The organism is Aquabacterium sp. (genome assembly GCF_029946005.1).
GTDB lineage: Bacteria > Pseudomonadota > Gammaproteobacteria > Burkholderiales > Burkholderiaceae_C > Aquabacterium.
In genome coordinates, this window is the sequence record NZ_JAQSDR010000015.1 from 124,545 (window position 1) to 148,583 (window position 24,039).

23 protein-coding genes are annotated in these 24,039 nt (G+C 64.1%); 8 read left to right on the plus strand and 15 right to left on the minus strand.

Annotated elements, in window-relative coordinates; genetic code table 11:
• Positions 1-4: 4 nt before the first annotated feature.
• The 12 genes from hpxZ to PSV38_RS11950 all read right to left on the minus strand — a co-directional run bounded on the left by hpxZ (position 5) and on the right by PSV38_RS11950 (position 12,538).
• The gene (gene hpxZ / locus PSV38_RS11895; protein ID WP_300547675.1) at positions 5-406 is read right to left on the minus strand and encodes an oxalurate catabolism protein HpxZ; all 402 of its coding nucleotides are present in this window, start codon (positions 404-406) and stop codon (positions 5-7) included.
• The gene (gene atzF / locus PSV38_RS11900; RefSeq protein WP_300547676.1) at positions 403-2,256 is read right to left on the minus strand and encodes an allophanate hydrolase; all 1,854 of its coding nucleotides are present in this window, start codon (positions 2,254-2,256) and stop codon (positions 403-405) included. The genes hpxZ and atzF overlap by 4 nt, the downstream gene beginning before the upstream one ends.
• Before the next feature lie 15 nt (positions 2,257-2,271).
• Positions 2,272-2,955, minus strand: coding sequence for an isochorismatase family cysteine hydrolase (locus PSV38_RS11905; RefSeq protein ID WP_300547678.1), 684 nt, complete (start codon positions 2,953-2,955; stop codon positions 2,272-2,274).
• The gene (locus PSV38_RS11910; protein WP_300547679.1) at positions 2,952-4,604 is read right to left on the minus strand and encodes an ABC transporter ATP-binding protein; all 1,653 of its coding nucleotides are present in this window, start codon (positions 4,602-4,604) and stop codon (positions 2,952-2,954) included. Before PSV38_RS11910 ends, PSV38_RS11905 begins: the two co-directional genes overlap by 4 nt.
• 16 nt (positions 4,605-4,620) lie before the next feature.
• A complete protein-coding gene (locus PSV38_RS11915; protein WP_300547680.1) occupies positions 4,621-5,424 on the minus strand; it encodes an ABC transporter ATP-binding protein in 804 nt (267 codons plus the stop codon).
• A gap of 403 nt (positions 5,425-5,827) precedes the next feature.
• Positions 5,828-6,607 carry an ABC transporter permease gene (locus tag PSV38_RS11920; protein ID WP_300547682.1) on the minus strand — a complete coding sequence of 260 codons (780 nt, stop codon included), beginning with the start codon at positions 6,605-6,607 and terminating at the stop codon, positions 5,828-5,830.
• Between the two features lie 5 nt (positions 6,608-6,612).
• Complete coding sequence (locus PSV38_RS11925) at positions 6,613-7,554, minus strand: ABC transporter substrate-binding protein (RefSeq protein ID WP_300547927.1); 942 nt, start codon at positions 7,552-7,554, stop codon at positions 6,613-6,615.
• A 62-nt stretch (positions 7,555-7,616) separates the two neighbouring features.
• Positions 7,617-8,312 (minus strand): isochorismatase family cysteine hydrolase, encoded by a 696-nt coding sequence (locus PSV38_RS11930; RefSeq protein WP_300547683.1) that lies wholly within the window; start codon positions 8,310-8,312, stop codon positions 7,617-7,619.
• The gene (locus PSV38_RS11935) at positions 8,309-9,358 is read right to left on the minus strand and encodes a formamidase (RefSeq protein WP_300547685.1); all 1,050 of its coding nucleotides are present in this window, start codon (positions 9,356-9,358) and stop codon (positions 8,309-8,311) included. The genes PSV38_RS11930 and PSV38_RS11935 overlap by 4 nt, the downstream gene beginning before the upstream one ends.
• 20 nt (positions 9,359-9,378) lie before the next feature.
• Positions 9,379-10,302 carry an ABC transporter permease gene (locus PSV38_RS11940; RefSeq protein WP_300547687.1) on the minus strand — a complete coding sequence of 308 codons (924 nt, stop codon included), beginning with the start codon at positions 10,300-10,302 and terminating at the stop codon, positions 9,379-9,381.
• The gene (locus tag PSV38_RS11945; RefSeq protein ID WP_300547929.1) at positions 10,299-11,369 is read right to left on the minus strand and encodes an ABC transporter permease; all 1,071 of its coding nucleotides are present in this window, start codon (positions 11,367-11,369) and stop codon (positions 10,299-10,301) included. The genes PSV38_RS11940 and PSV38_RS11945 overlap by 4 nt, the downstream gene beginning before the upstream one ends.
• Positions 11,370-11,419: 50 nt before the next feature.
• Positions 11,420-12,538 carry a BMP family ABC transporter substrate-binding protein gene (locus tag PSV38_RS11950; RefSeq protein WP_300547689.1) on the minus strand — a complete coding sequence of 373 codons (1,119 nt, stop codon included), beginning with the start codon at positions 12,536-12,538 and terminating at the stop codon, positions 11,420-11,422.
• A 164-nt stretch (positions 12,539-12,702) separates the two neighbouring features.
• Here PSV38_RS11950 and PSV38_RS11955 point away from each other — a divergent pair, with 164 nt between their 5' ends.
• On the plus strand, positions 12,703-14,004 hold the full coding sequence (locus PSV38_RS11955) for a HAMP domain-containing sensor histidine kinase (RefSeq protein WP_300547690.1): 1,302 nt from the start codon (positions 12,703-12,705) through the stop codon (positions 14,002-14,004).
• Here PSV38_RS11955 and PSV38_RS11960 read toward each other — a convergent pair.
• On the minus strand, positions 13,992-15,080 hold the full coding sequence (locus PSV38_RS11960; RefSeq protein ID WP_300547691.1) for a mechanosensitive ion channel family protein: 1,089 nt from the start codon (positions 15,078-15,080) through the stop codon (positions 13,992-13,994). The genes PSV38_RS11955 and PSV38_RS11960 overlap by 13 nt on opposite strands.
• Positions 15,081-15,120: 40 nt before the next feature.
• Here PSV38_RS11960 and mgtA point away from each other — a divergent pair, with 40 nt between their 5' ends.
• Positions 15,121-17,847, plus strand: a complete 2,727-nt coding sequence (gene mgtA / locus PSV38_RS11965; protein WP_300547694.1) for a magnesium-translocating P-type ATPase — start codon at positions 15,121-15,123, stop codon at positions 17,845-17,847.
• A 25-nt stretch (positions 17,848-17,872) separates the two neighbouring features.
• Positions 17,873-18,853 carry a DUF3616 domain-containing protein gene (locus tag PSV38_RS11970; protein WP_300547695.1) on the plus strand — a complete coding sequence of 327 codons (981 nt, stop codon included), beginning with the start codon at positions 17,873-17,875 and terminating at the stop codon, positions 18,851-18,853.
• A 12-nt stretch (positions 18,854-18,865) separates the two neighbouring features.
• Here PSV38_RS11970 and PSV38_RS11975 read toward each other — a convergent pair whose 3' ends face one another.
• Positions 18,866-19,876: a sodium-dependent bicarbonate transport family permease gene (locus PSV38_RS11975; protein ID WP_300547697.1), complete on the minus strand. Its 1,011-nt coding sequence runs from the start codon at positions 19,874-19,876 to the stop codon at positions 18,866-18,868.
• Between the two features lie 74 nt (positions 19,877-19,950).
• Here PSV38_RS11975 and PSV38_RS11980 point away from each other — a divergent pair, with 74 nt between their 5' ends.
• Entirely contained in the window at positions 19,951-20,856 is a 906-nt protein-coding gene (locus PSV38_RS11980; RefSeq protein ID WP_300547700.1) for a LysR family transcriptional regulator, read from the plus strand.
• A 12-nt stretch (positions 20,857-20,868) separates the two neighbouring features.
• On the opposite strand, the gene PSV38_RS11985 is transcribed toward PSV38_RS11980, so the two are convergent.
• Entirely contained in the window at positions 20,869-21,861 is a 993-nt protein-coding gene (locus PSV38_RS11985; RefSeq protein ID WP_300547701.1) for a TerC family protein, read from the minus strand.
• Between the two features lie 103 nt (positions 21,862-21,964).
• On the opposite strand from PSV38_RS11985, the gene PSV38_RS11990 reads away from it, so the two are divergent.
• The 4 genes from PSV38_RS11990 to PSV38_RS12005 all read left to right on the plus strand — a co-directional run bounded on the left by PSV38_RS11990 (position 21,965) and on the right by PSV38_RS12005 (position 24,039).
• Entirely contained in the window at positions 21,965-22,846 is an 882-nt protein-coding gene (locus PSV38_RS11990) for a LysR family transcriptional regulator (RefSeq protein ID WP_300547702.1), read from the plus strand.
• Positions 22,847-22,950: 104 nt separating this feature from the next.
• A complete protein-coding gene (locus tag PSV38_RS11995; protein ID WP_300547704.1) occupies positions 22,951-23,310 on the plus strand; it encodes an HPF/RaiA family ribosome-associated protein in 360 nt (119 codons plus the stop codon).
• Between the two features lie 23 nt (positions 23,311-23,333).
• Positions 23,334-23,597, plus strand: coding sequence for a zf-TFIIB domain-containing protein (locus tag PSV38_RS12000; protein WP_300547930.1), 264 nt, complete (start codon positions 23,334-23,336; stop codon positions 23,595-23,597).
• A 31-nt stretch (positions 23,598-23,628) separates the two neighbouring features.
• The gene (locus tag PSV38_RS12005; RefSeq protein WP_300547706.1) at positions 23,629-24,039 is read left to right on the plus strand and encodes a TerB family tellurite resistance protein; all 411 of its coding nucleotides are present in this window, start codon (positions 23,629-23,631) and stop codon (positions 24,037-24,039) included.

The following is a 24,039-nucleotide window of genomic DNA, read 5'->3' on the forward strand; positions in this document are numbered from 1 at the left end:
GGTGTCATCCAGGGGTGAAGGGAATCATGCTGACATGGGCCGAGACGATTTTCCAACCATCGGAAAAGCGCACCCAGGTCTGGGTCTGGAAGCCGCGCAAGGTGGTGTCGCTGCGGGTGAATTCGGTCATGGCCACGGCCAGGTCTGGCCCGAAGGCGGTGATGCGGACTTCGTGGAGCTGGCGAGTGTAATCCGGGGGTGGCACGGTCAGGCGGTAGGCCACCAGGGCTTCGTGGCCCAACTGCTTGTCGCCGATGCCATAGCGGGTGGTGCAGGGGTTGGCCCAGAAGTAGGCGTTGAGCGCGTCCACGTCGTTGGCCACCAGGGCCTCCTCGTAACGCAGGAAGACGGCGGTGACTTCCTGCAGCACCTCGGGGTGGTTGAGTTGGCCGGTGGACAGGGTCATGAGGTCTTCCTGCTCATGTAGGCACGCCAGCCACCGTACTGGCTGATGTCGTCGGCACCCGCCAAGCCGCATGGCTCGCAGATGAAGCCCTTGACCCAACTGCCATCTTCCAGCTCGACCGAGCCCAGGCCCAGTGGTGGCGGGATCAAGGCCAGGAAGGAGCCGATGCTGGATTGGGGCATGGCGTAGACCTCGACCGCGATGGCATGGCCTTCGTCGGGCGGTGCATCGGCCGCGATGCGGACCAGTCCGGGCTTGGGCGGCACGGTGCCCGGCAGGGCAAACAAGCGGTAGCGGCTGGATGTGCGGGTGCTGGACACCAGCCGGGCCTGACGTTCGGTCAATTGCCAGTGCAAGGGCATGCCGCTCAAGTGCGCGCCCACCACCGACACCATCAAGTTGGGCGCGGCCAAGGCTTGCACGCCGCAAGGCCAGGTCAGCTCGGCATCGGTGGGTGGGCTCAAAGCATGGCCCAATGGCGTGGTGGTGCTGCGCGCTAAGGCCTGTTGCCACAGGGCACCCAAATCCAGCAAGGCCGCGTCACTGCCACCAGGTGCGATCACGGTGATGCCGAAGGGCAGGCCGGTGGCCGTGAAGCCACTGGGCAAGGCCAGTGCCGCCAAGCCCAGCAGGTTGACGAAGTTGGTGTAGGTGCCCAGCTGGCTGTTGCGGCCCACGGGGTCGGCCTGCACGCTGGCCAGCGTGGGCATGGTGGGTGCGGTGGGCACCATCATCACATCGATGTGTTGCCAGGTGGGCAAGGTGGCCTGGGCCAGCTCGCGCAGGCGGTACTGGCCCTTGAAGGCGGAAACCGCGTTGTGATGCTTGGCACCTTCAATGATGCCGCGCACCACCGGGTTGATGTCATCGGCGTGCGATTCGATGAAGTCGCTGATGGCGGCGTAGCGCTCGGCCACCCAGGGGCCTTCGTACAAGAGCTTGGCCACAGCCATGAAGGGGCTCATGTCCAACGGCACCAGTTCGACCGGCCAGGGCCGGCCATCGACATCGCGCAAACCGGCCCATTGCGCCTGGGCGCGGTCGAAGGCCCCTGCGTATTCGGCATCGCCAAAGAACTCGGGCGTAACAGGCACGCCCACGCGCAGCTTGGCGGGCAGACGAGGTGCTTGCAAGGTAACCTGGTTGAAGACCGGCTCGTCCGCCTGCGACCCCTCCATCACGGCCAGCACGCGCGCGGCATCGGACGCGGTGAGCGCGAAGATCGAAACACAATCCAGCGACTTGCAGGCGGGCACCACCCCGCCGGTGGGCACCAGGCCCGGCGTGGGTTTGACGCCGACCAGGTTGTTGAAACCGGCGGGCACGCGGCCTGAACCGGCCGTGTCGGTGCCCAAGGCAAAGGCCACTTCACCACGCGCCACCACCACCGCCGAACCCGAACTGGAGCCGCCGCTGACATGCTCATCGCTGAAGGTGGACGCGGGGATGCCGTAGGGCGAGCGGGCCCCGACCAGGCCGGTGGCGAACTGATCGAGGTTGGTCTTGCCCACCACGATGGCGCCGGCCTTCATCAGACGCTGCACCACGGTAGCCGACTGCTCCGGCGTGTAGGCGAAGGCCGGGCAGGCGGCGGTGGTGGGCAGGCTCGCCACGTCGATGTTGTCTTTCACACCAAAGGGGATGCCGAACAGGGGCAAGGTAGCGGGGCTTTGGCCGACCAAGGCATCCAGCTGCGCCTGGATGAAGGCGGCGGGCGCGCGGTGAATCCAAGCGGGATCCTGCGGCGTGGCCGGTGGCAGGGTGAGGAAGCTGGCGAACACCTGCGCAGGCGTCAAGCTGCCATCGCGGTAAGCGGTCAACAGGCCCGAGATGGTGTGGGGAATGGACATGGTCAACGGGATCGATCAGGAGGGCAATGCTGCCAACAGGGATGCGCTGGGCGCCGTCCAGCCCACGATGGCGCCTTGCGCGCGGATCATGGCCAGGGCGGCTTCCTTGAACGCGGGGAAATAGCTTTCGGTGCCATCTTCCACCAAGAGGCAGTCGTAGCCGCGGTCATTGGCCTCGCGCATGGTGGTCTGCACGCAGACTTCGGTGGTCACGCCCATCACGATGAGGTGGGTGATGCCGCGCGTCTTGAGCACATCGCCCAGGGCGGTGTCGTAGAAGGCGCCTTTGCCAGGCTTGTCGATGACGAGTTCACCGGCGATGGGGGCCAGCTCAGAGATGATGGCATGGCCAGGCTCGCCGTGGATCAGGATGCGGCCCATGGGGCCTTCGTCGCCGATGCGCAGCTTGGGTTCGCCGCGCAGGCGTTTGGCGGGGGGGCAGTCGGACAGGTCGGGGGCGTGGCCCTCGCGGGTGTGGATGACGTAGCCGCCGCTGGCGCGCCAGGCCTGGAGCACACGCTTGACGGTGGGCACGATGGCGGCCAGCAGCGACACGTCGTTGCCCAGCGTTTCGCCAAAGCCGCCCGGCTCGATGAAGTCGCGCTGCATGTCGATGATGAGCAGGGCCGTGTGCGCCATGCTGAAGCTGTATTCAAAGGGCTGAGCGGGCACTTTCAGGAGGGGGGTGACGGTGCTCATGCGGCTTGCTCCAAAGGGGCGGTTTCTTCGTGGTGGCCACCGCCCATGAAGGCGCCCAGCACGCGTCGATCGGCATCCGCCGCCTGGCATTCATGGACGATGCGGCCATCACTCATCACCACGATGCGGTCGGCCAGTTTCAGCAGCTCGTCCAGGTCTTCGCTGACCAGCAGCACGGCGCCACCCTTGTTGCGCACGCCCATGATGCGCGAGTGGATCTCGGCCACGGCGGCGAAGTCCAGGCCGAACACGGGGTTGGACACCAGCAGCACATCGACCTGGCCATCGAGTTCGCGGGCCAGCACGGCGCGCTGCACATTGCCGCCCGACAAAGATTTGATGGGCGCGTTCTCGCCTTGCGTCTTGACGCGGTACTCGGCGATCAACTGTCGGGCCTGTTCGCGCAACACGCTGCCTCGGATCCAGCCGCTGCGCGCGGCCGGGGCCTGGTCGAAGCGGCGCAGGCCGATGTTCAAGGCCACGCTCAGGTCGCCCACGCAGGCATTGCGCAAGGGCTCTTCGGGCAGGCTGCGCACGTTGAGGCGCTGGTTCTGTTCGCGCCGCGCTTCGTACGATTCATTAGCAATCTTCACCTGGCCGGATTCGCGGTCGCGCTGGCCCACCAGGGATTCCATCAACTCACGCTGGCCATTGCCGGAGACCCCAGCGATGCCCAGGATTTCGCCAGCGCGCACGTTCAAGCTGAGCTTGTGCACGGCACGCTCGCCCCGATCGCCTTGCACATCAAGCTTGTCAACCTCCAGGCGCAGGGGCGCGGTGGGGTTGAGCAACACGCGGTGCAGCGGCGCGGTGGAGACCACCTCTTCCAGCACGGCTTCTGGCACCAACTCGATCACATCATCGGCGGCCTTGCTGGGGGCCTTGCGCGCATGGCTTTCGCCCACCATCTCCGCACCCAACAAAGTGGGGTTGGTGTCGGCAACGCGGTGGCTGCCCACCAGGCGGCCTCGGTGCAGCACGCTCACGTCATCGGCGATGTCCATCACCTCGCGGAACTTGTGCGTGATCATGATGATGGAGACCTCGCCCGCGTGCGCTCGGTCGCGCAGCAAGCCCAGCACCTCGTCGGCCTCTTGCGGTGTCAGCACCGAGGTGGGTTCGTCCAGGATCAGCAGGCGTGGCTTGAGGTAGAGCTGCTTGAGGATCTCCAGCTTCTGCTTCTCGCCCGCCGACAGGTCCATGGGCCGCGCGTCCAGGTCGAGCTTGAAGGGCGTGGTGTCGAGGAAGGCTTTCAACTCCTGGCGCACCTTGTGCCAGGGGATGATGGTGGGCAGCGTTCCCCGCGCCAGCAGCAGGTTCTCGGCCACCGTCATGCCGGGCACCACGGTGAAGTGCTGGTAGACCATGCCGATGCCCAGGTTGCGGGCGACCACCGGCGAGGTGATGGCGTGCTCGCGGCCATCGATCAGCACCGAACCTTCTTCCGGCTGATGGTAGCCAACCACGGCCTTGACCAGGGTGCTCTTGCCCGCGCCGTTCTCGCCCAGCAGTGCGTGCACGGTGCCGGGCCGCACGTCGATGGAGACGCCGTCCATCGCGGTGAAGCTGCCAAAGCGTTTGGTCAGCTTGTAGGTGGACAGCGCCAGCGCGCCGGTCTTGGGGGGGACGGGGTCGAGGGGGGCGGTCATGGTGTTGGTGCTCCGGTCAGGCTTTCATCTCGCGCTTGAACACCGCCAAGGTGTGGGCTTTGACGCGAACGAACTCGGGGTCAGACATGGACTCTGGCTGGCGTGGCCGGGGCAGGTTGAAAGGCACGATCTCGGCAATGCGCGTGGGGCGGCGCGTCAGTAGCAGGATCTCGTCGGCCAGGAACACGGCATCCTCCAGATCGTGCGAGACGATGACCATCGTCACACCAGTGGCCAGGTGGGCCTCTTGCAGTTTCTCTCGGATGAACAGGGTCATCTCGAAGTCCAGCGCGGAGAAGGGCTCGTCCAGGAACATGACCTCGGGGTTGGGCGCCAGGGAACGCATGATGCACACCGTCTGCATCTGGCCACCCGACAACTCATAGGGGTAGCGCGCCAGGTCGAAGCGGATCTCGAACAGCTTGATCAACTCGTCGACGCGCGCTTGCACCTCGGCCTCTTTCATACCATGGCGGCGCAGGGGGTAGGCGATGTTGTCGCGCGCGGTGATCCAGGGGAACAGCGCATCGCGGTAGTTCTGGAACACGTAGCCGATCTTGGTTTCTTTCAGCGTCTTGCCATCGAACAGGATCTCGCCTTTGTCCAGCGGGATCAGGCCAGCGATCATGTTCATCAAGGTGGACTTGCCACAGCCATTGGGGCCGAAGATCGACACGATCTTGCTGCGGGGCAGGTCGAGGTTGAAGTCCGTGTAGAGCGGCTTGCCCGCGAAGGACTTGCTCAGGCCCCGCACGGTGACGTGAGCACGGGCCGCAGCGGGCATGGCCACGGGCTCATCGGGTTGGAGAACGGCGCTCATGGGGTGATCCTCTTTGATGGCCTGGGGTGCTGATGGGAGGTTGTTGCGTTGTGGGGGAGCGCGCGGTGAAACCGAAGTGGGCAGTGGGGCGCACGGCTGCGCTCATGTCCCCCGGCCGGGCTTTGCCCGACCTCCTCCTTTACTTCGCTTCGCCGTGCACCCCACTGCCCGCTTCTTTCTCCGCATCGGTGGAGAGAGGGGGATGGGCGGCGGCATTCGCCGTCGCCCATCCCCAGGCCTTCGCGGAGCGAAGGCTTTGCCAGAGCGCCGCCAGACAGCTTGGCGTGCGTGGTCGGCATAGCGAAGTAAAGGAGGAGGCCAGGCAAAGCCTGGACGGGGGACATGAGCGGCGCCGACCACGGACGCCAAGCTGTCCCCCCAAGCGACGGCAAAACCAGGCCCTTCATGCCTTGCCACTCCAATGAACAACCTTGGTCTCAATCAACAAGAACATCAGGTTCAGCAAGTACCCCAGCGCCCCCGTGATCAGGATGGACGTGTACATGTCCTTGACGTTGAACACCTGCTGCGCATCAATGATCCGGTGCCCCAAGCCCGTCTCCGACCCAATGAACATCTCCGCCACGATCACGATGACCAGCGACATCGACACCCCCGTGCGCAAACCCACGAAGGTCTGCGCCAGACTCTCCATCAACATCACATCCTTGAACACATGCCAGCGCGACACCCCCATGATCTGCGCCGCCATCACCCGCGTCTTCTTCGCGTTCATCACCCCATAAGCACTGTTGAACAACACCAGCAGCACGGCCGCAAACGCCGCGATGGCGATCTTGTTCGCATCGGTGATGCCAAAGATCAGCAGGAACAAAGGGATCAGCGCCGACGAAGGCGTGGAGCGGAAAAAGTCGATCAAAAACTCAACGCTGCGATAAGCATTCACCGAACTGCCCAGCATCACACCCAGCGGCACCCCAATGGCCACCGCGATGCCGAAGGCCGCCAAGGTGCGCCACAAGGTGGCCAGGAAGTCGGCCTTGATGGCGCCACTCCACACGCTGTCCCACAGGTGCAGCAAGGTCTCGCCCGGCGGCGGCAGCAACACCGGCTTGATCCATTGCGCGGCAATGACCAATTGCCACAGCCCGATCAACAGCAGCGGCCCGATCAGGGGCAGCAAGCGTGCATCGAACAAGCGGTCGAGCTGTTTGCGGATCATCGCGTTCAACCCGTGTAGATGAGGCCTTTGACCGGCACGGCGCGCGAGAAGATCTTGCGCTCGGTGAACACGTCGAAGAACTTCTGGAAGTAGCCCAGGTCCGAGGCCGTGAACTCGTTGTAGAGCGTGAAGCCCGCCAACGGCACCTCGTTGACCAGCGAGGGATCGATGGAAGTGAAGCCATCCAGGTGCTTGCGCACTTCGGCCGGGTTCTTGCGCACGAAATCAACCGCGCGGGCATAGGCGGCGATGTACTTCTTGGCAGCGTCAGGCCGGTCTTTCAAGAAGCTGCTGGTGACGCTGGCCGAGCCGCCGAACCAGGGCGCATCGGCCGCGCCCAGCACGTACTTGGAGATCACACCGTTTTCCAGCACACGGGTCAGCCCCTTGAGGCGGCCCGCGGTGCCGGTGGGCTCCAGGGTGTAGACGGCATCGAGCTGATCGGCCGCCAGCGCGGGCACGTGCTGGCCGATCGGCAACTCGATCACCTTCGGGTCCACGATGCCGTTCTTCTCCAGGATGATCTTGGCCAGGGTGACGTTCTGGATGCCAGGGCCCGAGGCCACGCGCTTGCCCTTGAGCTCGGCGATGGACTTGATGGGGCTGTCCTTGGGCACCACGAACTGGTCCAGGATCAGCTTGTGGTTGGAGGGATTGGAGCAGATGATCTTGTACAAGCCCGGCGAGACGATCTCGGCCAGGCCCAGCGCGGCCGAGGCCGTGCCATTGGCCGAGCCATGCGTGCGGCCCGCGATCATGGACTCCGCCACCTGTTGTGCGCTGGCGAACTTCACGCCTTCCACGTTCAGGCCCGCCTCCTTGAAGAAACCCCGCTCCAGCGCGGTGTACAGCGGCAAGCCCGAGGCGATGGGCCAGTAGCCGATGAGGATCTTGTCGTCGTTGGCCTGCGCGGTGCCAGCCGTCATGAGCCCGGCGCCCAGGGCCACGGAGGCGGCGCCAGCCTGGAGGAACTGGCGGCGTCCGGGTTTGTTGTTCGAAGAAGATGAGTTCACAAGGTCTCCAGTGCTTTGATGACGGATGGGGAATCAGACACGGTGCCGAACACGCCGCCCTGCATCAACACCATGTTGAAGGCGGCCGCGTGGTTGGCAGGGTCGGTGGCGCCGGTGCAGTCGGTCAGGATCACGCACTCGAAGCCTCGGTCATTGGCTTCGCGCATGGTGGTGTGCACGCACACGTCGGTGGTGATGCCGGTGAGGATGATGTTCTTGATGCCCTTGGTGTGCAGCAGCATCTCCAGGTCGGTGGCGCAGAAGCAGCCCTTGCCCGGCTTGTCGATGATGGGCTCGCCCGCAATGGGATACAGCTCGGGGATGATGTCCCAGCCCGGCTCGCCGCGCACCAGGATGCGCCCGCAAGGGCCCACATCGCCAATGCCCACGCCGTTGGTGCCGATCTGCCGCGAGCGCCAGCGCTTGTTGGCCGGCAGGTCGGTCAGGTCGGGGCGGTGGCCTTCGCGGGTGTGGATCACCAGGATGCCCGCCTTGCGCGATGCGTCGAGCAAAGCCTTGATCGGCTCAATGGGCGCGCGCACCATCGACAGGTCGTAACCCATCTTGTCGACATACCCACCCACACCGCAGAAGTCGGTCTGCATGTCGATGATGATCAGCGCCGTGTTCGACGCCTGCAGATCGCCGTCATACGGCCATGCATACGGTTGGGATTCAATCGTGATGCTCATGCGGCCTCCTTGGACCAGGACTCTGGCGTGCTGGTGTCCAGCAGATTGGGCTCGTTGCCCTGGAACTCGCGGGTGGGCGCGGCGATGCCGCACGAGGTGCCGTCGGTCACCACCACCTCGTCATCCCAAGGCAATGAATATTGGCCCGACACCATGTCTTGCATGTAGGTGTAGGGGCAGTCCTGCGCCCCACCCTTCACAGCGGCGTAACCACGTCGGTAGAGCTGGTAGATGTTGTTCTCGACGCCCCAATTCAGGCGCGCCTCGCGGATCAGATCGGGCCGAATTTCGGCGCAGACGATCTCATCGGGCCGACCGCCGCCTTGCACGGCCACCGCGCCATCGAAGTTGCACACCATGGCCTCGCCCATCGAATCAAACGTGCCGTCGCTGCCGCACAGGCAAACGCTGGCGGTGGCCATGAGGTTGTGGAATGCATTGGCCTGGTTGGTGATGCTCCAGGCATGGCGCACCGGCGCGGTGTAACCCGCCGTTCGGATCATCAGCTCGGCGCCTTTGTATGCACACTCGCGCGCCATCTCAGGGAACATGCCGTCGTGGCAAATGATGAGCGACAGCTTGACGCCCTTGGGCCCATCAATGACGGGGATGCCCATGTTTCCAGGCTCCCAGGGCTCCACCGGCACCCAAGGGTGGAACTTGCGGTAGTACAGCTTGAGCGCGCCCTGGTCGTCAAAGATCAGGCCGGTGTTGTAGGGCATGCCATGCGGGTTCTGCTCCATGATCGAGAAGCAGCCCCAGATCTTGTGCGTGATGCAGGCCGCGCTCAGGGCCGCCACTTCGGGGCCATCCAGCGTCACCATCAGCTCGGGCGCCGTGCTCATCGACAGGCCATGCAGCGAGTATTCGGGAAAGACCACCAGGTCCATGCCCGGGTAGCTGCGCCGGGCCTTGCCCACCATGTCGACCACGCGCTGCGTTTGCGAGGCCAGTTGCGCCGGGGTCTCGACCACCGGCAGCTGCAATTGCACCAGGCCCACCACCACACCGTTGGGTGATTTGTTGAGTCCACTGAGTCCGCTCATGCTGTGCTCCTTTCAGGTCGTCAACGTGACACATTCAATTCCATCGGGGCGCCTTGCAAGGCCCGCTTGGGTGAGCAGGTCCAGATCAGGATCAGCAAGGTCAGCGCATAGGGCATGGCATTGAACAGGTGGTAGCCCGCGCTGATGCCCACCGATTGCAAGGCGGGGCCCAAAGCCCCCGCACCACCGAACAACAAGGCCGCCCACAAGCACTTGATCGGTTGCCAGCCCGCGTAGATCACCAGGGCCACCGCGATCAGGCCTTGCCCGCTGGACAAACCTTCGTTCCAGCTGCCCGGGTAGTACAAAGACAACGACGCACCACCCAGGCCCGCGATGAAACCACCCGCCATCGTGGCCAGCACGCGCACCGTGTTGACCGAGTAGCCCAGGGCGCGCGACGCATCACTGCTGTCACCGGCCATGCGCACGATCAAACCCCAACGCGTGTTGGCCATGGCCCAGGCCATCAAGGCCGCCAGCGCCACGCCAATGGGGAACAAGGCATTGATGCGCAAGGCCGCCTGCACCTGTTGTGAGTCGCTCCAACCGCCCAGGTCAAGCGATGGGATCTGCGCGGCTTGCGGCTGGATCAGGCCCTTGCCCAGGTAGAAGGCCAGCCCCGCGCCCAGCAGCATCAAGGCGATGCCGGTGGCGATGTCGTTGACGCCTTTCAACGAGCACAGCAGCCCGTGCAGCAAGGCCAGCAAAGCGCCCGCGCACCCCGCCAGCAACACGCCCAACCAAGGCGAACCAGTCAGGTAGCTGCCACCGAAACCGGCCATGGCCGACAGCACCAGCACGCCCTCCAGGCCCAGGTTGATGCGGCCGGATTTCTCCGTCAGGCACTCGCCCAGGCTGACGAACAAGAACGGTGTGCCCACGCGGATCGCGCCGCCCAGCACCGCGATGATCACGTCGAACCAGATGGTTGATTCACTCATGCAGGCACCTGTGACAGGTTGGCAGGGATGCCAGGACGGCGGACCAGCAACTCACCCAGGCGACCCCGCAATGCCTCGCTGGCCAGGATCATGACGAAGGCAAAGCCCTGCAGCACCAGTACCGAGGCGTCGGGCAAATCCAGCCGACGTTGCAGCAAACTGCCCGCCGAACCAAAGCCACCAAACAGGATGGCCACCGGGATGATCGCCCAGGGGTTGTGGCGCGCCACGAAGGACACCAGGATGCCCGTGTAGCCCAGGCCCGCGATCAAAGAAGCGTTGGCATTGGTGTGCACGGCCGCCACCTCGATGGCGCCTGCCAGGCCAGCACAAGCGCCACCCAAGGCGCAAGCCGTGATGACGAGGCGGTGGCTCGGCAAGCCCACCAGGCGCGCGGCCCGGGCATTGCCGCCCACCACCCGTGTGGCAAAGCCGTGCGTCGAGCCATACAGCCAGAGGCCCGCGATGAGGCAACAAGCCACGCCCCAAGCCAGCCCCCAGTGCACGTCATAGCCGGGGATGGCGCCCAGCAAAATGGCTGGGTCCAAAGGCAAAGTCGAGGGCTTGTTCAAACTGCTCGGGTCGCGCATGGGCCCTTCCACAAAGTGCTTGAACAAGGCCACCGCCAGGTAACCCATCAACAGGGAGCTGATGGTTTCATTGACGCCCCTGTACTGCCGCAGCGCCCCCACGAGGCCGATCCACGCGGCCCCCGCCACGGCACCAGCGAGCAACACCATCACGGTGCCCACGGCCGACGCCGGCGGCACGAACAGGTAAGGCAAGCCCGCGCAAGCCAGCCCCCCCAACACCAAGGCACCCTCGCCACCAATCACCATCAAGCCCGCGCGCTGCGGTATCGCCACGCACAAGGCGGTCAACATCAAAGGCGCCGAGCGCTGCAAGGTGTTCTGCCACGAGAACGCATCGCCAAACGCACCCTTGAACAGCAGGATCCAGGTCTCGGTGGGCGAGGTGCCGCCCAGCCACACGAAGCCGCCAAACAGCAGCACCGCCCCGGCCAAGGCCAGGATGGGCAAGGCGATGCTTTCCACAGCCGACGCCATCGATGAAGAACCGCTCATGTGAACCGCCTTTTCAAGCCAGCAACCGGAACTCAGACCTTGCCGATGACACCTTCGACCAGGTAGTTCATGCCTTCCAGCACCGGGTCGATCTGCTTGATGGTCGCGCCCTTGGCCACCATCACCTTGCCGGTGTTGTCCTTGATCTCGCCCTTGAAGATCTCGAACTCGTCCTTCAGCATCAGGGCCTTGATGGCATCGGCGTTCTTGCGCGCGGCCTCGCTCACAGCCGGGCCGTAAGGCGAGGTCTTGACGAAGCCTTCCTTCAAACCACCACGCAAGAAGTTGGGGTGCGGCTTGCCGGTGCGCGCGGCATCGACGATTTGCTTGTAAGGCGTGACCCAGTTCCACTCGGCGCCGGTGAGGTAGGCGTTGGGCGCCAGCTTGGCTTGCGAGGCGTGGTAACCGCACACGAACTTGCCACGCTTGGCGGCGGTTTCGACGATGACCTTGGGGCCGTCAACGTGCATGGTGAACACGTCCACGCCCTGGTCGGCCAGGCTGTTGGTGGCTTCGGCCTCTTTCACCGGCATGGACCAGTCACCCGTGAAGATGACCGAGCAGGTGATGTCGGGGTGCACCGAGCGCGCGCCCAAGGTGAAGGCGTTGATGTTGCGCAGCACCTGGGGGATGGGCTTGGCCGCCACGAAGCCGATCTTCTTGGACTTGGTGGCATGCCCGGCGATCACGCCGTTGAGGTATTGCGCCTCGTCGATGTAGCCAAAGAAGCTGCCCACGTTCTTGGGGTGCTTGGCCGCGTCCCACATGCCGCCGCAATGGGCGAAGCGCACGTCGGGGTTCTTCTTGGCCACGTCCAGGATGTGGGGGTTGAAATAACCAAAAGAGGTGGGGAACAGCAGCGTGGCGCCGTCTTGCGAGATCATGCCCTGCATGGTCTTTTGCACAGACTGGGTCTCGGGCACGTTTTCTTCGCCCACGATCTTGATGCCAGGCATCTTCTTGATCTCGGACGCCGCTTCATAGTGCGACTGGTTGTAGCCAAAGTCGTCCTTGGGGCCCACGTAGATCATGCCGATGGTGATGGGCTTTTGCGCCAGCACCAGGTCGGACCAGCCCGCCATGGCGACACCCGCCCCCGTGGCGCCCACCGTTTTGAGCCAAGAACGACGATTCGATTGATCCAGCGACATGCGTTTTCTCCTTGCACCGGCTTGATGCACTGTTGATGTACCAACTTGTATACCAGCAACATGTGTGCCAACCGGTCGAACGCGTCAGGCCCCGCCACCCGGCCCCAATGGCAGACCGAACCTGGGTGCGTAGAATGAGTTTGGCGCACTAAGGAGACCAAACCGTGTCACTGAGAGAGCCCGAACTGGCTGCACTGGCTGCGCATCTGCGCGCCAGGCGTGAAGCCATCCTTCACGCCTGGCGCCACGCGGTCAAGCGGGACCCGGCCCTGACCACGGCCAACTCACTGCCTCGCGCGCAACTTGACGACCACATCCCCGCACTGCTGACCACCTTCGAGGAGCGGCTCGACCCTGCGCTCAAGGGGCAGACCCCCGAGATGCTGCCCGGGGCCACGTCGACGGCCACGGCGCACGGCCTGCACCGATGGCAGCAGGGCTACGACTTGGTCGAGGTCTCGCGCGAGCTCGGCCGCCTGAACGAATGCCTGGTCGCCGAACTGGAAGACTATTCACGGCAGCATCTGGGGCTGGGGCCCGAAGTGATGCCGACCGCGCGCCGCATCTGGGCTGAACTGAGCGGGCTGGAGTTCAGCGAAAGCATTGCGGAGTACTTTCGGCTTCAGCAGCTTGAAGCCGCTGGCCACATCAACGACCTCGAGCAAGCGCTCAAGGGCATCCGCGAGTTGGAGCAGCAGCGCGCAGAGCTGTGGCACGAGGCGGCGCACGACCTGCGAGGCAACCTCGGCGTGGTTGTCACGGCGACGGCCGGGATCACCCGCTTCAAGATGGCCGATCTGCCCCCGAACAGGTTCCTGCAAGTGCTTGATCGAAACGTGAGGGCATTGCAGCATTTGCTCGACGATGTGACCGATCTGGCCCGCCTGCAAGCGGGCAAGGAACGCCTGCAGTTGAGTGAGGTGGACGTGGCGGCGCAATTGGGCGAGCTGGCCGATGGCCTGCGCGCGTTGGCAGAGCAGCGCGGGCTGACGCTCGCATTCGGCGGGCCATCACCCTTCGTGGTCAGCGGAGATCGCGTCAAGATTCGGCGGATCGCCCAGAACCTGGTGCTCAACGCCATCAAGTACACCCAGCACGGCGGCGTCACGGTCACCTGGGACGACGGTGCGGTCGGCGATGCCAAGCGCTGGGTGCTGTCCGTGCAGGACACCGGGCCGGGCTTCGATGCCGGGCCTGGTAGCCCGCTGATCGCGGCGCTCGAGGCCGGCACGGAGTTGGTGCAACAGGTCGAGGCCGAAACACTGGCCAATGGTGCGCCACCAAGCCCGGCGCCAGCGTCCACGCCAGCCGACAGGGCTCAGGCGCATCAGGAACCTGGCGAAGGCATCGGCCTGTCGATCGTCAAGCGTTTGGCCGAGATGCTTGATGCGAGTGTCGAAGTCGAATCAACAGCTGGCACGGGCACCATGTTCCGCGTCTTGTTTCCCAAGGATTATTCGGGGTAAGCCGATTCAGGTGACACGTGCAAGGTCTGCGTTGGAAAGGCAATCTCGGCGCCGTGTTGCGCCACGATCCGGCCGATCTGCAGAAGCACGTCTTGCTTGACCTCTTGGTAAGCCACCCAGACCACGGTTTTGGTGAAGGTGTAGACCATCACATCCAGTGAGGACGGCCCGAACTGGGTGAGATTGACAATCAGCGTCTGCGTTTCGTCGATGTCCGGGTGCGCCACCAGCATCGCTCGGATGTCGGCCACGATGGGCGCGACGCGGTCGATGTCCTCGTAGCGCAGGCCAATGGTCTCCTTGATGCGCCGGTGGCTCATGCGCGAGGGGTTCTCCACCACGATGGTCGTGAACACCGCGTTGGGCACGTAGATCGGGTTCTTGTTGAAGGCACGCACGCGCGTGTGGCGCCAGCTGATGTACTCCACCGTGCCCTCGATGCTCTTGTCGGGCGAGCGGATCCAGTCGCCCACGCTGAAGGGGCGGTCCAGGTAGATGGTCAGGCCACCGAAGAAGTTGGCGAGGATGTCCTTGGCGGCAAAGCCCACCGCGATGCCGCCCACGCCGCCCAAGGCCAACAGCCCGGTGATCTGAAAGCCCAGCGTTTGCGCCACCATGAGCACCGCCACCACGAAAGTGACCAGACGCGCCAGCTTGCCCAGGGCATCGATGGTGGTGTCGTCCACCTCAGCGCCACGCGCCACGCGGGCGGCGATGATGTTGCGGCTCGCCTTGCCAATGAAACGCAACAGAAACCAGACCAGGCAGGTGATCAACGCCACATCGCGCAAGGCCTGCACCTCGGCCAGGAAGGGCTCTTCCACATGCCGCTGCAGCACGCGCGCCATGTGGCTGAAGCCCACCACCCACACGGCCACCAGGATGGGCCGGCGGGCGGTGCTGACCACGGCCTCATCCCAGGCCGTGGCCGTGTTCGCCGTCCAGCGCGCGGCTTGGCGCAGCAACACCTGCGCGAAATGGTTCAGCACAATGGTGATCACCGCGATGGCGATCAAGGATGCCACCCACGGCTCGATGCCCACGTGGCGGCTCAACCAGTCACTCAGAATGTTCATGCAAGCACTGTAACGCGACTGCTATAGTCATCATGGACCCATGCTTGAGGCCGCGCGATCCTCCGTGAACACCTTGCTGCCCATTTGGTTCACCCGCCTCTTGAGGCGCGCGCCCAGACTGTGGGGGCGCCATGCGCTGGTGGCCACCTTGGCCAGCCATGGGCCGGCCAAGCCCCCGCCTGAATCCATCGCCTCGGGGCTCCTGCTCATTGCTGCCGATGACGTCGCCGCCGCCCTGGCACGGCTTGGGTCCAGCGCCAGTGGCTTGAGTGCGCAAGAGGCCGCTGCCCGCCTGAGCCGCGATGGGCCCAACGAGGTCGCGCACGAGAAGCCCCTGCCAGGCTGGCTTCACCTCTGGCATTGCTACCAAAATCCCTTCAACCTCTTGCTGACGGCTTTGGCGGTGATCTCGTGGCTGAGCGCCGATGCCAAAGCCACCGTGGTCATTGGTGCAATGGTGTTGCTGAGCACGCTCATCCGATTCGTGCAGGAAGGTCGCTCCCACCGAGCCTCCCAAAGCCTGAAAGCCATGGTGAGCAACCGGGCCACCGTCCTGCGGGGCCTTTCGCAGCCGGTGGACATTCCCACCAGTGGCCTGGTGCGAGGTGATGTGATCACGCTGTCCGCCGGTGACATGGTTCCCGCCGACTGCCGCATTCTTGCCGCCTGTGATCTCTTCATGGCCCAGGCCGCCATGACGGGTGAGCCCTTGCCCGTGGAGAAATTCGCGGAACACCAACCCAGCGGCGACAGCGCACTCGATCAAAACAACCTGGTCTTCATGGGAACCAGCGTCGTCTCAGGCTCGGCCACGGCTCTGGTGGTCGCCACGGGCAGCAAGACCTATTTCGGCACATTGGCATCGCATGTGATCGCCACGGACGAGGCCCCGAACGCCTTTCAGGCCGGCATCAACAGCGTGAGTTGGTTGCTGATCCGATTTGCCATGGTCATGGTCCCGATCGTGTTGCTGGTCAACGGCTTCACCAAGGGCAACTGGCTGGAGGCTTTCCTGTTTGCCTTGTCCGTGGCCGTGGGTTTGACCCCAGAGATGCTGCCCATGATCGTGACCACCACCTTGGCCAAAGGGGCGGTGCTGCTGTCGCGCAAAAAGGTCATCGTCAAACGCCTGGACGCCATTCAGAACTTCGGGGCGATGGATGTGCTGTGCACCGACAAAACCGGCACGCTGACCCAGGACAAGATCGCGATCGAGCGCCACACGGATGTCCTGGGCCATCCTTCGGAAGAGGTGTTGGCCTTTGCCTTCCTGAACAGCCACTACCAGACGGGGCTGAAGAACCTGCTTGACCACGCCATCCTCGACCACGTCGAATTGCAGGCCGAGTTGAAGCTGGAACAGGACTATCGGAAAGTGGACGAGATCCCGTTTGACTTCGAGCGCCGACGCATGTCGGTGGTGGTGTCTGAACGTGATGAACACCATGAGCTGATCTGCAAGGGAGCGCTTGAGGAAGTCATCGCGGTGTGCACCCACGTCCGTTTTGCCGACGGACCAGGCTCACGCGAGGAGCCCTTGGACGCGGCCAGGTTGGCCCGGGTTCAGCAGGTGACCCAGGCGCTCAACCAGGAAGGCCTGCGGGTCATCGCGGTGGCGATGAAGGAGACCCCACCCGATCAGACCATCTACTCCGTGGCCGACGAAAACCAACTGACCTTGATCGGCTACATCGCCTTTCTGGACCCACCCAAGGACTCGGCCGCACCGGCCATCAAAGCCTTGCTCGACCACGGCGTCACCGTGAAAGTGCTGACGGGCGACAACGGGGCCGTGGCCGCGCACGTGTGCGGCCAGGTGGGCTTGTCCACCAAGCAGGTGTTGCTGGGCTCAGAGGTCGAATCCATGAGCGATGCGGCATTGGCGATCGCCGCCTCGCAATACCAGGTGTTCGCCAAGCTCACCCCCTTGCACAAGGAGCGCATCGTGCAGGCCCTTCGGGCCCATGGCCACGTGGTGGGCTTCATGGGCGACGGCATCAACGATGCCCCTGCACTGCATGCCGCCGACATCGGCATCTCGGTGGATTCGGCCGTGGACATTGCCAAGGAGGCCGCGGACATCATCCTGCTGGAAAAGAGTTTGCTGGTGCTGGTGGAAGGGGTGATTGAGGGCCGCACGACCTTCATCAACATGCTCAAGTACATCCGCATGACGGCCAGCTCCAATTTTGGCAATGTCTTCTCGGTGTTGGTGGCCAGTGCGTTCCTGCCCTTCCTGCCGATGCTGCCTTTGCAACTGCTGCTGCAGAACCTGCTGTACGACATCTCGCAGATTGGCATCCCTTTCGACCACGTCGATGCGGAGCTGGTGAAGAGGCCGCTGACCTGGAACCCCGGAGGCATCGGACGGTTCATGATTTTCTTTGGGCCGATCAGCTCCTTGTTCGACATCGTCACCTTTGCCTTGATGTGGTGGGTGTTCCATGCCAACAGCGCGTCGGGGCAAAGCCTGTTCCAGTCGGGCTGGTTTGTGGTGGGGCTGCTCACCCAGACCCTGATCGTGCACATGATCCGCACGTCCAAGTTGCCCTTCATCGAGAGCCGGGCCGCCCCCCTGTTGATGGCCATGACCCTGACCATCATGGCGGTGGGCATCTGGCTGCCCATGGGGCCCTTGGCCACCTACTTCAAACTCAGCCCCTTGCCGCTGGCCTACTTTGCCTGGCTTGGGGGCATCTTGATCAGCTACGGCTTGCTGACCACTGCGATGAAGCGCTTCTACATCCGCCGATATGGGTGGCAATGAGCATCCGCGCCGCCCAGGAGAAACCATGAACCTCAAACTCACACTGATCCGGACTGCGCTCTGGGCTGTGGTCATGGGCGCATCCAGCTGCGCCCTTGCTCGAGACACCTTCAGCTACCGGGGCCTGTGCGATGCATCGGCCGCCGTGGCGCTGGATGCCAACCACTTCGTGGTGGCCGACGATGAACGCAACACTTTGGTGGTCTACCGGCACGGCCAAGCCGACGCGGTGGCCGCGCTGGACGTGTCGGCGTTTCTGGGCACCAGGGCTGACAAGGAGTCGGACCTTGAAGGCGCGGCTTCCATCGGCCCGCGCACCTACTGGGTGTCTTCGCATGGGCGCAACAGCGAGGGCAAGCGGCAGGATCGGCGATTGCGGTTTTTTGCGACCGAGGTGAGCAGCACTGCGCCACCAGGCCCGCCCAAACTGACCACCGTGGGCAAGGCGTATTCAGGCTTGCTGGAGGATTTGATGGCGGCCCCGTCGCTGGCCGCTTTCAAACTGGCCGATGCGGCCGCAAAAGCGCCCGAGGCGGAGGGCGGGCTGAACATCGAAGGCCTGGCCGCCACGCCAGAAGGGCACCTGCTCATCGGGTTCAGAAGCCCGATGCCCAAGCAGCGCGCGCTGCTGGTGCCGCTGGAGAATCCGGCCGAGGTGATCGACCATGGCGCGCGGGCTCGCTGGGGTCAGGCGATTCAACTGGACCTGGGTGGGCGGGGGATTCGGAGCATTGACCGGGTCGGCGCGGCCTACCTGATCGTGGCGGGGCCGCGGGCGGACCAGGGTTCGTTCGCGCTGTATCGGTGGTCGGGGGATTCGGCCCAGGGGCCTGTGTTGGTGAAGGGGGTGGACTTCAAGGGCCTGCACCCGGAGGCGCTGTTCGCGGTGCCGGGCACGCAGGGGTTCCAGGTCTTGAGTGACGATGGGCAACGCCAGCATCTCGGCCTGGCGTGCAAGGCACTGCCACGTGGCTGGCAAGGCTTTCGGAGTTGGGGGCCGGGCTGAAAGGGGGGCTTTCTATCCCAGCCACGCCTTGGCCATGCTGGCATACAACGGAATGCCGACCAGGATGTTGAACGGGAAGGTCAGCCCCAGGGACATGCCCATGTACAGCGCGGGCTGGGCTTCCGGGACCGCATGGCGCAGCACGGCGGGCACGGCGATGTACGAGGCACTGGCTGACAACACCGCGATGAGCGTGGCATTCGCCACATCCAGCCCCGCCATGGCAGCCAGTCCGAGCGCTGCCGTGGCGTGCACCAGCGGCGCCACGACGGCGTAGACCAGAAGCCAGGGCGACAGTGCCTTCAGGCCGGCGAGGTGGCGAGCGGTGAGCAGGCCCATGTCGAGCAGGAAGAAGGCCAACAGTCCTTTGAAGAGATCGCCGACGAAGGGCTTCATCACCGCTTCGCCGTGTGTCCCGCTCACCATGCCGATCACCATGGCACCCAGCAGCAACAACTGAGCGCCGTCGGTGAACGCCTCATGCAGCACCTTGCCCAGGGGCATCGGGGCCCCGCCACCGCCACCGCTGCCCAGCACGGCCGTGACGGCCGGGCGCTGCACAACCATGCTGGCGGCTTGACGCCTGAGCAGGTTGGCCATGACCACCGCCAGGATGATGGCGGGCGACTCCATCAGCGCCATGGCCGCGGCCATGTGCCCGCCCGCCGGGGTGCCCTGCGATTCCAGGAACTGCACCGCTGTGATGAAGGTGACCGCGCTGACGGAGCCGTAAGTGGCCGAAATGCCGACCGCGTCGAAGGGCGGCACCAGTCGCCGCAGCAACGCGTGAGCGACCCACGGCACGAAAGCCGCCATGGCCACCGCACAGGCGAGGCTGGCCACCACCTCCTCGGTGAAGCCCGATTTCGACAGCGCGAAACCCCCCTTCAGGCCAAGGGCCATCAGCAGGTACAGGGACAGGAAACGGGAGATGGCCGCCGGCAACTCCAGGTTCGAGCGAAGCAGTCCGGCGGTGATGCCGAACACGAAGAAAAGAATCGCGGGGTCGAGGAAATTTTGCATGGTGTGCGCATCCTAGGGACAGCCGGATTTAAAGGAAAATCGATTCTTCTGATCTATTCCATAGAGATTTTTCTATGCATGCCACTTTTCGCCAATTGAAGCTCCTGCTTGCCCTCGCCGAGAGCGGCAGCATCACGGGGGCCGCGCGGCTCTGCCATGTGACGCAACCGACGGTGTCGATGCAGCTGCGGGACCTGTCAGCGGCGGTCGGGTTGCCGCTGTATGAGCAACTGGGGCGGAAGCTGCGCCTGACCGAGGCCGGTGAGGCCCTCGCCCAAACCGCGCGCACGATGGTCGACGAGTGGGAGGCGTTCGGCCAGACTATCGCGAGGATGAAAGGGCTTGAGCAAGGCCGGCTGCGGATCGCGGTGGCGAGCACAGCCAAATACTTCGTTCCCCGCATGCTGGGCAGTTTTTTTGCCGCGCACCCCCACATCGACATCTCTCTGCAAGTCCTGAACCGGGACGGCGTGGTGGCCCGCATGCGGGAGCACCGTGATGATCTGTACATCCTGTCGATGCCGCCATCCGACCTGCCGCTGGTGCAGCAGGAGTTCCTGCCCAACCCCCTCGTGGTGGTGGCACCCATGGCCCACGATCTGGCCACGCAACGCCGTGTTTCCCTGGCGCGGTTGCAGCGTGAACCCTTCATCCTGCGCGAGCCCGGGTCTGGCACCCGCCTGGCCTGCGATGCCCACTTCAAGGCTTGGCAATTCTTGCCACGTGTGCGACTGGAGCTGGGCAGCAACGAAGCGATCAAGCAGTCGGTCGCGGCCGGCATCGGGCTGTCGGTGCTTTCACGCCATGCGTTGGCGGCAGATCCGGCCGACGATGGATTGGCGGTGCTGCCCGTGCAGCACTTCCCGGTCCGGTCCAGTTGGTCAATCCTGTTCCCCCAAGGCAGGCGCCTGTCGCCCCTCGCCGCCGAATTCCTGCGTCACCTGACGGAGGCGGCGAAAGGGTGGGCGCCGCACGTGTGACATGCCTGTGTGTCATGCCGTCTCCATCGGAGCCGGCTGCCCGCGCGTCTTCCACATCGACAACAGCACGCCCCCGGCGATCAGTCCGAATGTGACCGCCAACGACATGGCGGGTGGGAACTTGCCGATGAAGCCCACCAGGAAAATCTTCGTGCCGATGAACACGAGCACGAGCGCCAGCGCGTACTTGAGGTACTTGAAGCGGTGAATCATCGCTGCCAGTGCGAAGTACAGCGCCCGCAGGCCCAGGATGGCGAAGATGTTGCTGGTGTAGACAATGAAGGGGTCGGTCGTGATCGCGAAGATGGCCGGCACGGAGTCGACCGCGAACACCAGATCGACAAACTCGATCATGACCAAGGCCAGTAACAGCGGTGTCGCGGTGCGCACCAGCTTGCCTGTCGCCGGATCCAATTGCCGCACCCAGAATGCGTTGCCGTGCAGCTGCTCGGTCACGCGCATGTGCTTTTTGAGGAACTTCAACAGCGGGTTGTTGGCAATGTCGGGCACGTGGTCGACCATCAGCCACATCTTGATGCCCGTGAACACCAGGAAGGCGCCGAACAGGTACAGCACCCAGCTGAACTCACTGACCAGCGTGGCGCCCAGCCCAATCATCAGGGCGCGCAACACAATCACGCCCAGGATGCCCCAGAAAAGCACCCGATGCTGGTACTGCCGCGGGATCCCGAAGAACGTGAAGATGAGCGCGATGACGAAGACGTTGTCCATCGACAGCGACTTCTCGATCATGAAGCCCGTGTAGTAGGCCATGCCGCTCTGCGCGCCCAGGTACCACCAGACCCAGGCCCCGAACGTGAGCGCAACGCTGATGTAGCCCGCAGACAGCATCAGGCTCTCGCGCACGCCGATCGCGTGGTCGTCCTTGTGCAGCACGCCCAAGTCGAAGGCCAGCAGTGTGACGACGACGCCGAAGAAGGTCAGCCAGACCCACGCCGGCTTGTCCAGGATGTCGGTCGCGAGAAGTTGAATCAGAGTTTCCATGTGAAGTCTGGTGTGGAAAGATGGCCGATGTTCGGTGCTCTTTCGATTCGAAGGAATCAGCGCTAGAGTGAGTCCTGGTTCGGTTTTTACGAAGTGCGCGCCCATGTTGAATTTCCGCCACCTTTACTACTTTTGGGTCGTCACGAAAGAAGGCGGCTTCGCGCGGGCGGCCGAGCGGCTCGACATGGCCGTGCAGACCATCAGCGCCCAGGTGCGCGAATTGGAGAAGGCGCTGGGGCACCAATTACTCAAGCCCTCGGGCCGGGGCGTGGCGCTCACGGAGGCAGGGCAAGCAGCTTTCGCACGGGCCGAAGAGGCCTTCCAGATCGCGCAGGCGATCCCAGAAGAAGTGCGTGAGGCGGCCAACGGCAAGCTGGCACGCCTCGCGGTGGGCTTCTCGGACGGGATCTCCAAGCTGGCCGCCCACGCCTTGCTTGAGCCGATCCTGGCCACGCCTTCGCTGCGCTTGCTGTGCCACGAGGGAGAGTTCGAGCAACTGCTGGCCGAACTGGCACTGCACCAGCTGGACGTGGTGCTGGCCGGGCAGGCCGCGCCCAACAATCCGAACCTGAGGCTGAGCAGTGAGCGCGTGGTCCAGTCTCCGATCGAGTGGTATGGCCCCACGGCGATCGTGCGCACGGCCGCGGTGGCAGGGTTCCCTCAATCGCTGGACGGGCTGCCCGTGCTCTTGCCGACCGGCCACTCGGCGCTGCGGTTCAGGCTTGATCGCTGGTTCGAAGCCCAAGGCGTCCGACCACGGATCGTGGGCGAGTTCGAAGACAGCGCCATGTTGGCGGTGTTTGCAGCGCGTGGGCTTGGGGCATTTCCAGTGAGCCGGTTTGGCGCCTCGGGCATGGCGATGATGCGCGGGTTGCGGCTGCTTGGCCGCTGCGAAGACGTGTCGGACGAGGTCCACGCCATTTGGTCACGCCGAGGTCAGCATCACCCCTTGGTGACGCAGATGCTGGCCGCAGTGCGGACTTGACGAGCACATCGGATTTTCCGATGTTGGCCTCACTGATTTACTTCTTTTTCAAAGTGGCGCTGAGCTCTAACTTCCGTCTGCCCCCCAACCGATGGAGAGCTCTGATGCAGGTTTTTTTCAAGTCTCGCGATCCCCAAGCCCACGAAATGCAGGACTTGGTTCAACGCCGCATGCGCTTCGTGTTTCGCCGGATCGACTGGCTGGTACCGAAAGCCACAGTGCAATTGTCTGATGTCAATGGCCCCCGCGGCGGCATCGACAAGCGCTGCCAGATCGAGATCAAGAGCGATGTGGTCGGCAACATCGTGGTCGCCTCCACGGCCCGCGACTGGCGCACGGCTTTGGACCAAGCTTTGTCGCGCGCCGTGCGGTTTTTGACGCGCCAATGGCGGCGCGGGACTGACAACAGGCGGCCCCGCCAACGCGCCATCGCCCTGAGCCATGGCGAAGAGCAGCCCGGATGAATGACGGTTTCAAGGAGAAAACCATGAAGTGCCCCACTTGCCCCGAAACCGCATTGGTGATGACCGATCGCCAAGGTGTCGAGATTGACTATTGCCCCGCGTGCCGGGGGGTGTGGCTCGATCGAGGCGAACTCGACAAGCTCATCGAGCGCTCTGCCACGGCGGAGCCAGCCAGGTCCGACCGAGTCAGCCAGGGGCGCGAGCCCGGCTTCGTCGACTCGGACTGGGCGGACAGACCGCGGAACACCAGCCGCAGGAAGTCGTGGCTGAGTGACATCTTCGATTGACTTTCAACCCCTCATCCCTGGAGAAAACCACATGCGCACCTATCCCTGCGACAGCCCACAGGCCGCAGCCCGAATCGTCGCCTTGACCGTCCTGGCAGACCGCGAGATCGGCCAGGACGAGCTCGACCTGCTGGACCGCTTGGCCGTTCACGAACAACTGGGGCTTGACCGCCAGCACTTCCATGCCGTCCTTGACAGCCTCTGCGAAGACCTCCTGTCGAGCGAACAATTGCGATGGGCCGACAAGTGTCCGGTGGATGACGCCACGCTCGCCGGGTTCATGGGCGAGATCGAGGATCCATCCCTGCGGCGAAGGTTGCTGCGCGTGTGCATTGAGGTTGCCGAAGCCGACGGGCAAGTGGACGATGGCGAATCGATCGTATTGACCGCCGCGGTGGCGCACTGGGGTTTGCACCGCGAGATGTTTCGATCGCCCAACTGA